The sequence below is a fragment of the Capnocytophaga endodontalis genome, from assembly GCF_002209445.1.
Lineage (GTDB): Bacteria > Bacteroidota > Bacteroidia > Flavobacteriales > Flavobacteriaceae > Capnocytophaga > Capnocytophaga periodontitidis.
On sequence record NZ_CP022022.1, the window covers coordinates 1,794,476 to 1,807,139 of the forward strand.

Below are 12,664 nucleotides of genomic sequence, written 5' to 3' on the forward strand. Positions count from 1 at the left end.
TTATTTCTGTAGTTTAGCGTTAGCTTCTTTTAAGGCAGCTAATTTTTTTTCTAAGAAAGTAATCACATCTTCAGCTTTGTAGCTTGATTTAGAAAGTAAAGACTCTACTTTATCTTCTAAAGAACCTTTAAACTCAGCTGATTTTTCTTTTACACTATCGGTTAAGCGTTCAAGCTGTTCTTTTAGTTTTTCAGCTTTATCACTCACAGAGTCTTTAATTTTTTCGCGAGTGTTTTTACCTTTGTCGGGAGCGAAAAGAATGCCTAACCCTACTCCAATGGCAGTACCTGCTGCCAAACCTAATAATACATTTGCTGTTTTTGCCATAATATTCTAAATTTAAATGTTTATTCTTAAAAGTATCAATTTCTATACCATTTGTAAGCTAATAGTGTGTTTCTCAGTAGCATTGCTATGGTCATAGGTCCTACACCACCAGGAACAGGAGTAATGTAGCTCGCTTTTTCTTTTACTTCATTGAAAGCTACATCACCTACTATACGGTATCCTTTAGGGTTGCTATCGTCTTTTAGGCGTGTAATTCCTACGTCTATCACGGTTACGCCTTCTTTTACCATATTGCCTTTTAGAAATTCTGGAATACCTAATGCCATTACCACAATATCTGCCTGACGTGTAAGATCAGCGAGGTTAGGGGTATGACTATGAGTGAGGGTAACGGTTGCATTGCCTTGGGCTCCCTTTTGGCTGAGTAATATGCTGATGGGGCGACCTACGATGTGTGAGCGTCCTACTACTACCACGTGTTTGCCTTTGGTAGGCACTTTGTAGCGTTTTAGCAATTCCATAATACCGAAAGGAGTGGCAGGAATGAAAGCCTCCATATCCAATGCCATTCTACCGAAGTTAGCGGGGTGAAAACCATCTACATCTTTTGTGGGGTCTATGGCTAAAAGTATTTCCTGCTCGTTGATGTGTTTAGGTAGTGGTAATTGCACTATATAGCCGTCAATTTCAGGATTAGCGTTTAACTTTTCAATTTCTTGTAGTAACGCCTCTTCACTGATGTTAGCAGGAAGTTTTACTAAAGTAGACTCAAAGCCTACTTGTTCGCAAGCTTTCACCTTACTCCCCACGTAGGTAAGACTTGCCCCATCGTTGCCTACCAATACAGCTGCTAAATGTGGTACTCTTTTACCTTTAGCTTTCAATTGCTTTACTTCCTCAGCAATTTCTTGTTTGAGGTCTTCAGAAGTTTTTTTCCCGTCTAAAATAGTCATTATTGATTGTGTTTTTAGTGGTTAGAGAGCTTCTTCATCGGTGATATCGAGTTCTATTTGATTTAAGAGTTGTTTTACTTGGGCTAATGATTCGAACGATTCACTAAAAGTAACGGCTGTTTTGGTTCTGTCGATTTCGTCTACCAATGCTTTTACCAAATCAACAGGCACAAGTTCTTCTCCTCCTGATAAATCAGCTTTGAAACCAATACCTACGGCCATTGTTTCTACTTGCATTCCAAAGCAAATTTCGATAAACTCTTCTAAGGTAGCTGATTTTACGATTCCTTTAGCCCATTCGTCGGCTTTGCAAGCGGCAGCATTTTTTTCATCTTCCCAAAAGAGTGCTACAGGAATAGCCTCTTTGGTTTCCTCAATATAGAAAGTTTGTGAGCCACACATTGCAAAGGATTCGTCTACCTCTAAGTAGAACACTTCCTTGTTCTTAACTATGGTTTCAATGAATTTTTTTAACATATTTGTATTAATTTATTTTTGTCTCATTCCTTGCATCATCTGCATCATCTTTCTACCGCCTCCACCTTGCATCATTTTCATCATTTTGCTCATTTGTTCGAACTGTTTCATCAGTTGGTTTACCTCCTGAATATCGCGACCACTACCTTTAGCGATGCGTTTTTTACGGTTCAAATCGATGATAGCAGGGGTGCTGCGTTCTTTTGGAGTCATTGAGTGGATAATAGCTTCAATGTGTTTGAAAGCATCGTCTTTGATATCGAGATCTTTTACAGCTTTACCTACCCCAGGAAGCATACCAAGTAGGTCTTTCATACTACCCATACGCTTGATTTGCTGTATTTGTTCGAGGAAGTCGTCGAAGCCAAATTGGTTTTTAGCAATTTTCTTTTGCAATTTGCGCGCTTGCTCTTCGTCAAACTGCTCTTGAGCGCGTTCTACTAATGATACCACATCGCCCATACCGAGGATACGGTCGGCCATACGTTCAGGGTAGAACACATCAATAGCATCCATTTTTTCACCAGTACCCACAAATTTGATAGGTTTATTCACTACCGATTTGATAGTGATAGCTGCCCCACCGCGGGTGTCACCATCGAGTTTGGTGAGGATAACCCCATCGAAGTTGAGTACATCGTTGAAAGCTTTAGCGGTATTCACGGCGTCTTGCCCCGTCATCGCATCAACTACAAAAAGAGTTTCTTGTGGATTTAGTGCTTTGTGAATGTTGGAAATTTCATTCATCATTTGCTCATCGACAGCCAATCGACCAGCAGTATCTATAATCACGACGTTTAGGTGGTTTTCTTTGGCGTATTGCACTCCTTTTTGGGCGATATCTACGGGGTTGTTGTTGTCTTTATCGGAGAATACGGGTACACCTACTTGTTCACCAACGATGTGTAATTGGTCAATTGCAGCAGGACGATAAACGTCGCAAGCGACGAGTAAAGGTTTTTTATTTTTTTTATTTTTGAGATAGTTAGCTAATTTTCCTGAGAAAGTAGTTTTACCAGAACCTTGCAATCCCGACATTAAGATAATAGTAGGGTTTCCTGATAGGTTTACACCTGCAGCATCACCTCCCATCAGTTGAGTGAGTTCATCTTTTACAATTTTCACCATTAACTGACCAGGTTGTAAGGTGGTGAGTACCTGCTGACCTAAGGCTTTTTCTTTTACGTTGTTTGTAAAATCTTTGGCTATTTTATAATTGACGTCGGCATCAAGTAACGCGCGACGTACTTCTTTTAGCGTTTCAGCGACGTTTATTTCAGTAATTTTTCCGTGTCCCTTTAGGTTATGTAGGGCTTTTTCTAATTTATCACTTAAATTATCAAACATTTTTTTCTGGTTTAAAAACTTGGGCAAAAGTAGTAAAAAAAGTGGAAACTAAAAAGTAAAGAGATAAAAAATAAATAAAATGTGTTTGTAATTCAAAAAAACTTTGTACTTTTGTCGCATTATTAAACACAAAAGTATGAAGAAATTTGGTGATGTCATCAATGTAAATACTCCAGTGCTCCTTTGTTTCTATTCAGAAGGTATAGAGATTTCATTGCATATGAATGCAGTGTTACGCGAAGTGGCTTCAGTACTTAGAGAGCGTGTAAAGGTAGTGAAAATAGATGTAAATAAAAATGCTGAATTGAGCAAAGCTTTGAAGATAAGTGCTTTGCCAACAGTTATTATATTCAATAAACTCAGTCTTATTTGGCGCGCAGAGGGCTTCCAAGACAGCGAAGTGTTACTAATGGAGCTCAATAAATTTCTTTAATATAAAAATAAGAGAGCAACAATCTAAACTCTCTCAACTTCTATAATGAGGTATCAATAGACCTACTACTAAGTCGTAGCTATTGATGCCTTCTTTTTGTTTGTTAGCTTTCAGGAATGCATCGTAACTGGCTTTGAATACGGGTTCAGCTTTGTTCTCGTATTGTTTCCAAAATAAATGTACTTCTTTATAATTTTCAAAAATTCCTTTGTGTACTTGAGAGTGAAGCGTTTGGTACTCAATGGGGGCTACTACAGCTACTTCGTTTAAGAAATAACGGAGAGCAAAGAGTTCAGCGCTATAATCAAAGTAAGGATTTTTTGTTTTTTTAGCTGCTAAATAACCTAAATAATTAGCCTCTTCTTCTGCGGCATATCCCATTTGGTGAGCTATTTCGTGGCAAGCGGTGATAGGGGTACTATAACCTATCATTTTTCCGTTCACTTGAGCTTCATTAGTAAACGGATTTAAATATCCACTATATCCCATATAGGTGAGTACAGTACTATAAATAGAGGGTTTCACACTTTTTATAGCTTTAAAATCACTAATACCTTCCACTGTTAGGGGGTAGCCTTTAGTAGCGATTCGGTATATTTCTTTTTGAGAAAGCCAAAAATCTACTTTGGTACTATCGTTAGGAGCTAATCGAGTATGGAGAGCATTGGCTCTATCAATACACACTTGGGTAGCTTTGAGCAGTTGAGTCTCAGTATATTGTTGGGAAGTGCTTAATGAGTTTTTCAAAGGTACTCTAAAATAGTTAAAGCCCCACAGAAAGAAAAAAACAAAGATTAGACGTACAGTTTTAGAAAATATTTTATCTAAGGTTTTGAGAGGTTCTGTCCATAGTTTTTTGTAGTGTTTTATCACAGTTACTACTATACCTATAATGAGCAAAGTGTACAAAATATCGCCCACAGAAAAAGGTATCCACCCCAATAGAAAGTGTAATACTTTGGCTATATACGGGTAGATACCTTTACTGTAGATATGTTCAGTAACAGAGGGAAAGCAACGAAAAACGAGCCAAATTACTATATAAATAGCTAATATACTATATTTTCGCACTTGTTTTCTTTCCATTATTTTTGTTCTTTACCTTCTAAATCTCTCTCAAATTGTTTTACTTCTTTGAGTTGTTCAATAATTTTATCAATAATTTCTTTCTTGTCAATTTCTATAGGAATTTCTACTTTGGTGTATTCCCAACGGATAATGAGATTCAATTTTTCATTAGAAAGACTCTCGAAAGAAAATTCTAAGGATTCTTGTAAATCTTTAGTTTGTATTACAGGTACTGTAAACTCTATAGCGTTTTCATTAGGGTCATAACTATAAGCACCCCAAGCATCGGCATCGTAGTTTAGTACTATTTTCCATTGGTGTTGTTCGGGAGTGATAAAAATGGCATAATCTCCTTTTTTTACGGATTTTCCACCTACTTTTACAGGTTGTAAGAAGCTTATACTTGTAGCTTGATTAGCTCCTGCGCGCCATACTTTTCCATAAGGAACCAATTCGCCAAAAATCTTTCTACCTCTCACACTAGGGCGACCATAATCAACTGTTATTTGGCTTACAGAGAACTGTTGAGTAATCACTTGTCGCGGGCTTGCCATTGGGTAGCTAAAGTTTTGAGCATAAGAGGTACAACCCATTAGAATACCTATAAAAAATACTATTTTTTTCATACTTATTCAAAATTGAGATTCAACAAGAAACCACGTGTTTTGAGTCCGTTGATATTACCTGTCCATCTACTATTAGCATCTTTATCGGGGACTAATTCGTTGTTTACAGAGAACAAGGCTCTAAGAGAAGGAGATACCCTAAAGTAATGAGTATAGATATCTAAACCTATACCCATTTCGTAGAAAAACACGTTTTTAGTAGCACGGAAAGTTTTCTCGGAGTTATCAATAGTAAGTTTGTCGTTACTACTGAGGTTGAAAACCACAGAAGCTCCCGCGGTTACATAAGGTTTGAAGTTATACCAACGTTTTGCGCTGAATTTTAATAATAAAGGAATATAGATGTAGGTAGATTGAGCATCACGTAGTGCATCTTTACTATCGGAAAAACCAGGGAAGATAAGTACGCGCTTGTTGTATACCAATCCTGGTTCTATGCGCAAATCGAGGAAGTTCACCAAGCGAGCAGAACCCGTAAGCCCCACATTGAACCCCACTTTGCGGTCAGTTTGGATTTCGCGTAAACTTGCGTTTCTATAATTGAGATCTTTGTAATCGATTTTGAAATCGAAAGTATTAGCCCCAAAGTAATACCCCCATTGGTAGCGCTTTTCGTCGAAGTGTTCCAAGTTCATCATAGGTTGTTTAAATTGGGCGTACAAATTAGCAAAACCTATACAAAGGAACAAAAATAAAAGGATTTTTTTAAAGTTTACTTTATTCATTATTTATTAAAAAATTCTATTTATTAGCAATATAGATGGTAGCAACCCCTCCTAAGGTTTTAGGGTAATACTGTGTTCGTTGATAGCCTACTTTATCTAATATCTGTTGGAATTTTTTTCCGTAAGGGAAATGAATTGCCGAGTTAGACAAGTATCGATAGGCTGATCGGTCTTTAGAAAAGAGTTTGCCAATGAGTGGCATCACGTAATTAGTATAGCAATAATACCCTTGTTTGAAAGGAAATTTTTCGGGTACAGAAGTTTCTAAAACCACTAATCGTCCGTTAGGTTTTAGTACTCTTCGTATTTCGGAAAGCCCTTTTTCTAAATCCTCGAAATTGCGTACTCCAAAGCCAACAGTTACAGCATCAAAAGTAGCATTGGCAAAAGGTAATTGTTCGCTGTCGCCTTGCACCAAATCAATGCGGTTTGAGAGTTGTTTTTTTGCAATTTTATCACGCCCTACAGCAAGCATTCCTTCAGAGATGTCTAATCCCGTAATTTTAGCCTCAGGTATAGCGGTAAGCGCAATGGCTAAATCGCCTGTTCCTGTAGCGACATCTAATACTGTAGAAGGATTGATTTCGGCTACTTTTTGGACGACGAATTTACGCCATTTTACGTCTGAACCCCACGAAATTACACGATTCAAACCGTCGTAAGTTTCCGAAATAGTGTTGAACATTTTGGTTACTTGTTGTTTTTTTCCATCTGTTGATCCTTGGTAGGGTGTAACGGTGTTTTCAGACATATATGCTTAATTTTTGGCAAAAATAGTAATTAATTATCAATTAGCAAGTAACAATGAACAATTAAACTGATTTTTCTATTTTCTTCTCAGCTCCTAACTTGTAAATCTTACGTAGAAGATCAAGTATCTCGTTGGTTATTTCTTTTTCGATTGTATCTTTGTTAGGCAAAAGTCCGAAAAATTTTGCCCTCCACTCATCATCTTTAGGTTGTTCACCTGCACCCAACATCTGAATACCGATATAAGAAGTAAAATCTTCTCTTAGTACTATCCTGAACATCAGTGATGTACCCATACCTTCGGAGTCAAAAAGCTGAGCTTGGTAGGTGGTCGTAGGAGCTTCTGTTAAAAGCTCAAAATACAAGCGTTCTTCCAACAATTTATTCACTTCATCTATATCAATAGAAGTTACTTCTCTTTTAGGAATGACAAACTCTTTTTCCATTTCAGTTATTTGTTGGGAGTTACTTATTTAAAAGTCTTTGTATTACTCTTGATAATCGCTTCTTTTTCAGCGGCAGGAATGTTGTATTTATGACCATACGCAGCACCTTCCCAATCACCATAGGAGTAGTTAGGTAGCACAATAAAACGCTTGCCAAACTCTGTTTTGTTTTTATGAACTGCCTCGGAGCGTTGTTGAGGAGTACCCCCATCAAAATCTTTAGAAAAGTCGGAAAGATTATCGCCCATCAAGAGTACGATATCGTAATCTTTGGCGATTTGCAATCGGCGATTTTCTTTACTTTTTTCGGCAGAACGCAAGAAGAGGTGGCTATCAGAAGGTAAAGGGAAGTTGTATTTTTTTAGGTTTTTAGCAGTACCCTCGCGTTCTTTCTCAAGACGATTGGTTACATAAAAAATAGCGACCCCTTTGCTATCGGCGTATTTAAAAAATTCTAAGGCACCTGTTAGAGGTTTAGCTTCGCCTAAAACAGTCCATTCTTCCCATGCTTTTTGTGAATAGCTAATCCCTTGCTTGGCACAATAGGCTTCAAAAGGAGAGTTGTCTAAAAAGGTTTCGTCTATATCGGTAACAATAGCCAAAGGTTTATCTCCTTTTTTAGCAATAGCTTCATCTAATCGCAGTTTAGCAACATTGAAAGCTTGCAAGCATAAGGCTTCGTATTCAGCGGCATTTTGTTGAAAATAAGACGACCACAATTTGCCATTAGCAATTAGGGCACTTTCGCCAGAAGTAGTTTGTGTTGTAGTAGTGTTTTTGGTAGCGTTGCAACTGAGTAATAAAGCGGCTACCCCAATGAGTAAATAATTTTTTTTCATTTCTATTTAATTTGTTGATTTATCAATTTCTAAATTGGCTAATTATTTTGTCTACTATTATTTGTGCGAGTTTTTCTTTGCTTTCAAGTGTCCAGCCAGCGATATGAGGGGTGAGAATTACGTTATCAGCATCTAATAAGTATTTAAAAGATTCAGGCATCTGGCCGTCGCTAAAGAAATCTTCAAAAGAAGCTTTTTCGTATTCTAATACATCTAAACCAGCTCCCAACACTTTGCCATTTTTTAGAGCGTTCACTAAATCATCGGTAACAACACTCTTGCCGCGAGCGGTATTTAGGAACCAAAAACTTTTGGCAAAACTATTGATAAACGCTGTATTAATCATTTTCTCAGTTTGAGGAGTTTGAGGGGTATGCAAACTCACTATATCGGCTTGACGGAAAAAATCTACCAAAGTTACTTGTTTAGCATTCTCATCGCCTTTGTCAGGAAGAATGTCGTAGCAAATTACATTGCAGTCGAAACCTCGTAATTTTTTAGCAAAACTCTTACCCATATTGCCATAGCCTATGATGCCTATGGTCTTGCCATCAAGCTCCCAACCGCGGTTTTCCTCACGCAACCATTTGCCATTTTTAATTTCGTTGTTAGCTTTTTTTAACTTGTTCAAAAGAGCTAAAAGCATACCAAGAGTGTGTTCTCCTACAGCATTGCGGTTGCCTTCAGGAGCAGCAATGAGAGTAATTCCTTTGCTTTCAGCATAATTACAATCTATATTTTCGAGACCAGCACCTACTCTGCCTATGAATTTCAATCGAGTAGCCTTGTCTAAAAAAGTTTTATCTATAGGAAAACGACTGCGGATGATAATGCCATCGTAATCAGCAATTTTAGATTCTATAGCTTCTTTAGTATTAGTGTAATCTTCTTCATTTTCAAAACCTTGTGCAGAGAGTTGAGAAAGCATCAAGGGGTGATTTTTGTCTATATGTAATATCTTCATTTTGAGATAAAAGTATTTTATTTCAAGTATAAGGAACTTGATAAAGGTACTATTTTGGGGCAAAATTAATAAATAATTACAAACTACAAGAGAGGAAAGATAAATAATTTACTAAATCACAAATTTGCTAATTTGCTAATTATCTCCTACCTTTGCCGTCTATTAATAAAAAAATTATGTCATTATCCTATTTACAACCTATAGATGAGTCTTTTACCTTAGATGATTACAAGCCACAACAAGTAGGTTTTCAACTTCATAAACACCTTCCTTCCTTAGGATTGCCAGATCTTACAGATGTAAAAATAGCTTTCTTCTGTATAGAAACGATGGGGCAGTCGTTTTATCGTTTTCGCCAACATTTGTACTCACTTTTTATGGGTAATTGGAATTTCGGTATTGCAGATTTAGGAAACTTGCCTTTAGGAGCTACTGAAGAAGATACGCATTTTGCTATTAAAGAGATTGTAGCTGAATTGATTAAGGAGGGGGTAATTCCTGTAGTGTTAGGAGGATCGCAAGATTTTACCTATTCACTTTATCGTGCTTTTGATAGCCTTGAACAGATGGTAAACCTTGTATGTGTGGATTCTAAATTTGATTTTGGCAATACAGAAGAGTTATTTGTAGAAAGTTCGTATATGAGTAAACTCATATCAGAACCACCTGTAAATCTATTAGATTTTACAAATTTAGGTTATCAATCGTATTATGTAGCCCAAGAAGAATTGGATTTGCTTGAGAAAATGTGTTTTGAGGTGCATCGTTTAGGTAATATAGTGAATGATTTGAAGATTATAGAGCCTGCTATGCGCGATGCTGATATAGTGAGTGTGGATATGACTTCAGTACAAGCAAAGGATATGATGGCTATGGGTAACGTAAATGGATTTAATAGCAGAGAAATATGTGCTATAGCGCGTTATGCAGGTATTAGTAGTAATGTACAAGTAGCGGGTATTTTTGATATTCCTAATACAGATTTAGCTGCCCAATTACTCGCAGAAATGGTTTGGTATTTTTATGAAGGTTTTACCTTCCGCATTAAGGAATTGCCTGTAATCAACGATGAGAATTACACTAAATATATTGTGCCTATAGACGATATACAAATAGAGTTTTTCAAGAGTACCCAAACTGAACGTTGGTGGATGAAACCAGGAGGTGACAAATATTCTTCTCCTCAAAATCACGTGCCTTCAGGACTTGTGCCTTGTTTACCACAAGATTATGAAGAAGCTATTCGCGGTATCGTTCCCGATCGTTGGTGGCGTACTTATCGCAAATCGGTTTAATTATTGTTCTAATTTTTCAGTTAACTCAAACCAGCGTTCTGTTTTTTCCTCTATGGCAGTGAGCGTTTGCTGTAAGGCAATTGATTGGGTTTGTATTTCATCATTGCTAAGTGTTCCTTCGGCAAAAGCTGCTTCAATACTCGCTTTTTGCTCTTCTAATTGGGCGATTTCTTTTTCTAAACGGTTATATTCTTTCTGTTCATTGAACGATAGACCTTTCATTCCGTCTTTGCGCCAAGTGTTTTTGGTGGTTTCTTTTTTAAGAGATTCGTCTACCGGTGGGATACTTTCTTCATATACGCGATAGTCGGTATAGTTGCCAGGGAAATCTTCTACTTCACCCTTGCCTTTGAATACAAAAAGGTGGTCTACGATTTTATCCATAAAATAGCGGTCGTGAGAGACAACAACTAAGCAACCGGGATAGTCTAACAAAAAGTCTTCCAAGACGTTTAGAGTAACGATGTCGAGGTCGTTTGTAGGCTCGTCAAGGATTAGGAAATTAGGGTTTTGTATAAGTACAGTGCAGAGATATAAGCGTTTGAGCTCACCTCCACTGAGTTTTTCTACATAGTCGTATTGCTTTTTACGGTCGAAGAGAAAACGTTCTAATAATTGCCCAGCTGAGAGGGTACGACCTTTGAGTAAGGGGATATAATCGCCGTATTTTTGTATTACTTCTATCACTTTTTGCCCTTGTAATACCTCTATGCCCTCTTGGGTATAGTAGCCAAATTTGATAGTATCGCCTACTATTATTTTACCACTATCGGGAGTGAGCGTTCCTGTGAGGAGGTTTAAGAATGTAGACTTCCCTGTGCCGTTTTTGCCTATAATCCCCACTCGTTCTCCTCGTAGGAAATTGTAGCTAAACTTATTGAGTATGCAGAGCTCATCAAAAGCCTTGCATACGTTGTGAAACTCTACAGTTTTGCTACCTAAGCGTTCCATATTGATTTCTAATTGCACGGAATGCTCTTTGCGTCTTTTGTGAGCTACTTCTTTAATTTTATAGAAGTCGTCGATACGCGATTTAGATTTGGTGGTACGCGCTTTTGGTTGGCGGCGCATCCATTCGAGTTCTTTTACATATAGGTTTTTAGCTTTCTCTACAGAAGCCTGTTCTTGTGCGAGTCGTTGCTCTTTCTTCTCTAAAAAATAAGAATAGTTTCCTTTATAACTGAAGAGTTCACCGTTGTCTAACTCTAATATTTCGTTGCAAACGCGTTCTAAGAAATATCGGTCGTGAGTAACGATAAATAGGGTAAGGTTCTCTTTAGCGAAATATTGTTCGAGCCATTCTATCATCTCTAAATCGAGGTGGTTAGTAGGTTCATCTAATATCAATAAATCAGGTTTACTGATGAGTACATTGGCTAAGGCTAGGCGCTTTTTTTGTCCGCCAGAAAGGTTTTTTACTTTCAAATGGAGGTTATCCAATTTAAGTCGGGAGAGGATTTGTTTGTATTGTGTTTCGAAATCCCACGCGTTATGGCGTTCCATTTGTTCAAAAGCTTTTTGATAGGCATCTTCATTTTCGGGGTGCTGCAAGGCGTGTTCATATTCTCGGATAAGGCGCAAAATGGGGTTATCTGTAGCAAAAATAGTTTCTTCTATCGTTAAATCTTCATTAAAATAAGGATTTTGAGAGAGAAAACCAATGTGTATCCCTTTGCGGAATACCACTTGACCACTATCAGGGAGATCTTTCCCAGCGATAATGTTGAGAAGAGTAGTTTTTCCAGTACCATTTTTGGCTATAAAGGCTATTTTTTGGTCTTTATTGATGCCAAAAGAAATGTTTTCAAGAATTATACGTTCGCCAAAGGCTTTAGATATGTTTTCTACAGATAGTAAGTTCATTTTTTTATGTCAGAATAATTGTGTATAACTTCGTCGTTTATATTAATAGGGTAGGGGGTAAGATATGTTTTTAGCTGATTGTAGTCTCTAAAATTCAGTTGTATATGTATAATAATAATGTTATTATGGTCATAAATATCCAAAAAAGGCCTACACATTTTATCTTTCTTTTCAGATAAATTAAAAAAATGTAATAATTTAATATCTTTTAGAGTTACATCTTTCAGAATTTTATTTTTGTATAGTATTTTTAATTGATTATTGTAAAAATGAAGTGTAAGTAGTGAATATTTGTATTCTTTAAAGGTCATAATAATAGCAAAAAATGCTAAAAAGGCAGTGACTATTCCGAAAATAAATTGGAAAAAGAAAGTAGAAGAATTGAAGTTAAGAGTATAAAGGGTAATAATGGCTATTGGTAGGTTGATAGCTACCAATAGAAGTCTACTTCCCCACTCTTCAGCGGTAAGTTTTCTACCTTTTATGATAAAATCTTCGTTTAGCATAGTCTTATGAGAGGCAAAGGTAACAATAATTTATCAATTACCAAATTTGTCAATTTGTAAATTTGTTAATTAATTTGTACTTTT

Annotated in this window: 15 protein-coding genes; 2 read left to right on the forward strand and 13 right to left on the reverse strand. The window is 36.9% G+C overall.

Features of this window, described 5'->3' with window-relative positions; translation table 11 throughout:
- The 4 genes from CBG49_RS07995 to ffh are packed head-to-tail and all read right to left on the reverse strand — an operon-like array spanning position 1 to position 3,065.
- Positions 1-327, reverse strand: a complete 327-nt coding sequence (locus tag CBG49_RS07995; RefSeq protein ID WP_009412249.1) for a YtxH domain-containing protein — start codon at positions 325-327, stop codon at positions 1-3.
- A 35-nt stretch (positions 328-362) separates the two neighbouring features.
- On the reverse strand, positions 363-1,241 hold the full coding sequence (gene folD, locus CBG49_RS08000; protein ID WP_088594087.1) for a bifunctional methylenetetrahydrofolate dehydrogenase/methenyltetrahydrofolate cyclohydrolase FolD: 879 nt from the start codon (positions 1,239-1,241) through the stop codon (positions 363-365).
- A 21-nt stretch (positions 1,242-1,262) separates the two neighbouring features.
- On the reverse strand, positions 1,263-1,718 hold the full coding sequence (locus CBG49_RS08005; RefSeq protein WP_088594088.1) for a DUF2750 domain-containing protein: 456 nt from the start codon (positions 1,716-1,718) through the stop codon (positions 1,263-1,265).
- Between the two features lie 12 nt (positions 1,719-1,730).
- Positions 1,731-3,065, reverse strand: coding sequence for a signal recognition particle protein (ffh, locus tag CBG49_RS08010; protein ID WP_088594089.1), 1,335 nt, complete (start codon positions 3,063-3,065; stop codon positions 1,731-1,733).
- A 136-nt stretch (positions 3,066-3,201) separates the two neighbouring features.
- On the opposite strand from ffh, the gene CBG49_RS08015 reads away from it, so the two are divergent.
- On the forward strand, positions 3,202-3,498 hold the full coding sequence (locus CBG49_RS08015) for a thioredoxin family protein (RefSeq protein ID WP_009412254.1): 297 nt from the start codon (positions 3,202-3,204) through the stop codon (positions 3,496-3,498).
- A gap of 33 nt (positions 3,499-3,531) precedes the next feature.
- Here CBG49_RS08015 and CBG49_RS08020 read toward each other — a convergent pair whose 3' ends face one another.
- From CBG49_RS08020 to CBG49_RS08050, 7 genes are all read right to left on the reverse strand, one after another.
- Entirely contained in the window at positions 3,532-4,584 is a 1,053-nt protein-coding gene (locus CBG49_RS08020) for a DUF3810 domain-containing protein (RefSeq protein WP_088594090.1), read from the reverse strand.
- Positions 4,584-5,192, reverse strand: a complete 609-nt coding sequence (locus CBG49_RS08025) for a DUF2911 domain-containing protein (protein WP_009412256.1) — start codon at positions 5,190-5,192, stop codon at positions 4,584-4,586. The genes CBG49_RS08020 and CBG49_RS08025 overlap by 1 nt, the downstream gene beginning before the upstream one ends.
- A gap of 2 nt (positions 5,193-5,194) precedes the next feature.
- Positions 5,195-5,917: a type IX secretion/gliding motility protein PorT/SprT gene (gene porT / locus CBG49_RS08030; RefSeq protein WP_088594091.1), complete on the reverse strand. Its 723-nt coding sequence runs from the start codon at positions 5,915-5,917 to the stop codon at positions 5,195-5,197.
- A 16-nt stretch (positions 5,918-5,933) separates the two neighbouring features.
- Complete coding sequence (gene ubiE, locus CBG49_RS08035) at positions 5,934-6,668, reverse strand: bifunctional demethylmenaquinone methyltransferase/2-methoxy-6-polyprenyl-1,4-benzoquinol methylase UbiE (protein ID WP_009412259.1); 735 nt, start codon at positions 6,666-6,668, stop codon at positions 5,934-5,936.
- Between the two features lie 61 nt (positions 6,669-6,729).
- Positions 6,730-7,113, reverse strand: a complete 384-nt coding sequence (locus CBG49_RS08040; protein ID WP_088594092.1) for a hypothetical protein — start codon at positions 7,111-7,113, stop codon at positions 6,730-6,732.
- A 23-nt stretch (positions 7,114-7,136) separates the two neighbouring features.
- Positions 7,137-7,952 (reverse strand): 5'-nucleotidase, lipoprotein e(P4) family, encoded by an 816-nt coding sequence (locus CBG49_RS08045; protein WP_088594093.1) that lies wholly within the window; start codon positions 7,950-7,952, stop codon positions 7,137-7,139.
- Between the two features lie 22 nt (positions 7,953-7,974).
- Positions 7,975-8,916 (reverse strand): 2-hydroxyacid dehydrogenase, encoded by a 942-nt coding sequence (locus CBG49_RS08050; protein WP_088595294.1) that lies wholly within the window; start codon positions 8,914-8,916, stop codon positions 7,975-7,977.
- Positions 8,917-9,092: 176 nt separating this feature from the next.
- Here CBG49_RS08050 and CBG49_RS08055 point away from each other — a divergent pair, with 176 nt between their 5' ends.
- Positions 9,093-10,211 (forward strand): formimidoylglutamase, encoded by a 1,119-nt coding sequence (locus CBG49_RS08055; protein ID WP_009412263.1) that lies wholly within the window; start codon positions 9,093-9,095, stop codon positions 10,209-10,211.
- Here the strand turns inward: CBG49_RS08055 and CBG49_RS08060 are convergent, their stop codons facing one another.
- Together CBG49_RS08060 and CBG49_RS08065 are read right to left on the reverse strand one after the other, a co-directional pair.
- The gene (locus tag CBG49_RS08060; protein WP_088594094.1) at positions 10,212-12,074 is read right to left on the reverse strand and encodes an ABC-F family ATP-binding cassette domain-containing protein; all 1,863 of its coding nucleotides are present in this window, start codon (positions 12,072-12,074) and stop codon (positions 10,212-10,214) included. It lies immediately after the preceding gene.
- Positions 12,071-12,580, reverse strand: coding sequence for a hypothetical protein (locus CBG49_RS08065; RefSeq protein ID WP_088594095.1), 510 nt, complete (start codon positions 12,578-12,580; stop codon positions 12,071-12,073). Before CBG49_RS08065 ends, CBG49_RS08060 begins: the two co-directional genes overlap by 4 nt.
- Positions 12,581-12,664 lie beyond the last annotated feature (84 nt).

What these genes read in the sequence shown, in the direction of transcription:
- CBG49_RS08055 (WP_009412263.1), top strand. Translation starts at nt 9,093, where the DNA reads ATGTCATTATCCTATTTACAACCTATAGATGAGTCTTTTACCTTAGAT.
- CBG49_RS08050 (WP_088595294.1), bottom strand. Translation starts at nt 8,916, where the DNA reads ATGAAGATATTACATATAGACAAAAATCACCCCTTGATGCTTTCTCAA.
- CBG49_RS08020 (WP_088594090.1), bottom strand. Translation starts at nt 4,584, where the DNA reads ATGGAAAGAAAACAAGTGCGAAAATATAGTATATTAGCTATTTATATA.
- CBG49_RS08060 (WP_088594094.1), bottom strand. Translation starts at nt 12,074, where the DNA reads ATGAACTTACTATCTGTAGAAAACATATCTAAAGCCTTTGGCGAACGT.
- CBG49_RS07995 (WP_009412249.1), bottom strand. Translation starts at nt 327, where the DNA reads ATGGCAAAAACAGCAAATGTATTATTAGGTTTGGCAGCAGGTACTGCC.
- ubiE (WP_009412259.1), bottom strand. Translation starts at nt 6,668, where the DNA reads ATGTCTGAAAACACCGTTACACCCTACCAAGGATCAACAGATGGAAAA.
- CBG49_RS08015 (WP_009412254.1), top strand. Translation starts at nt 3,202, where the DNA reads ATGAAGAAATTTGGTGATGTCATCAATGTAAATACTCCAGTGCTCCTT.
- CBG49_RS08045 (WP_088594093.1), bottom strand. Translation starts at nt 7,952, where the DNA reads ATGAAAAAAAATTATTTACTCATTGGGGTAGCCGCTTTATTACTCAGT.
- CBG49_RS08065 (WP_088594095.1), bottom strand. Translation starts at nt 12,580, where the DNA reads ATGCTAAACGAAGATTTTATCATAAAAGGTAGAAAACTTACCGCTGAA.
- CBG49_RS08005 (WP_088594088.1), bottom strand. Translation starts at nt 1,718, where the DNA reads ATGTTAAAAAAATTCATTGAAACCATAGTTAAGAACAAGGAAGTGTTC.
- ffh (WP_088594089.1), bottom strand. Translation starts at nt 3,065, where the DNA reads ATGTTTGATAATTTAAGTGATAAATTAGAAAAAGCCCTACATAACCTA.
- CBG49_RS08025 (WP_009412256.1), bottom strand. Translation starts at nt 5,192, where the DNA reads ATGAAAAAAATAGTATTTTTTATAGGTATTCTAATGGGTTGTACCTCT.
- CBG49_RS08040 (WP_088594092.1), bottom strand. Translation starts at nt 7,113, where the DNA reads ATGGAAAAAGAGTTTGTCATTCCTAAAAGAGAAGTAACTTCTATTGAT.
- porT (WP_088594091.1), bottom strand. Translation starts at nt 5,917, where the DNA reads ATGAATAAAGTAAACTTTAAAAAAATCCTTTTATTTTTGTTCCTTTGT.
- folD (WP_088594087.1), bottom strand. Translation starts at nt 1,241, where the DNA reads ATGACTATTTTAGACGGGAAAAAAACTTCTGAAGACCTCAAACAAGAA.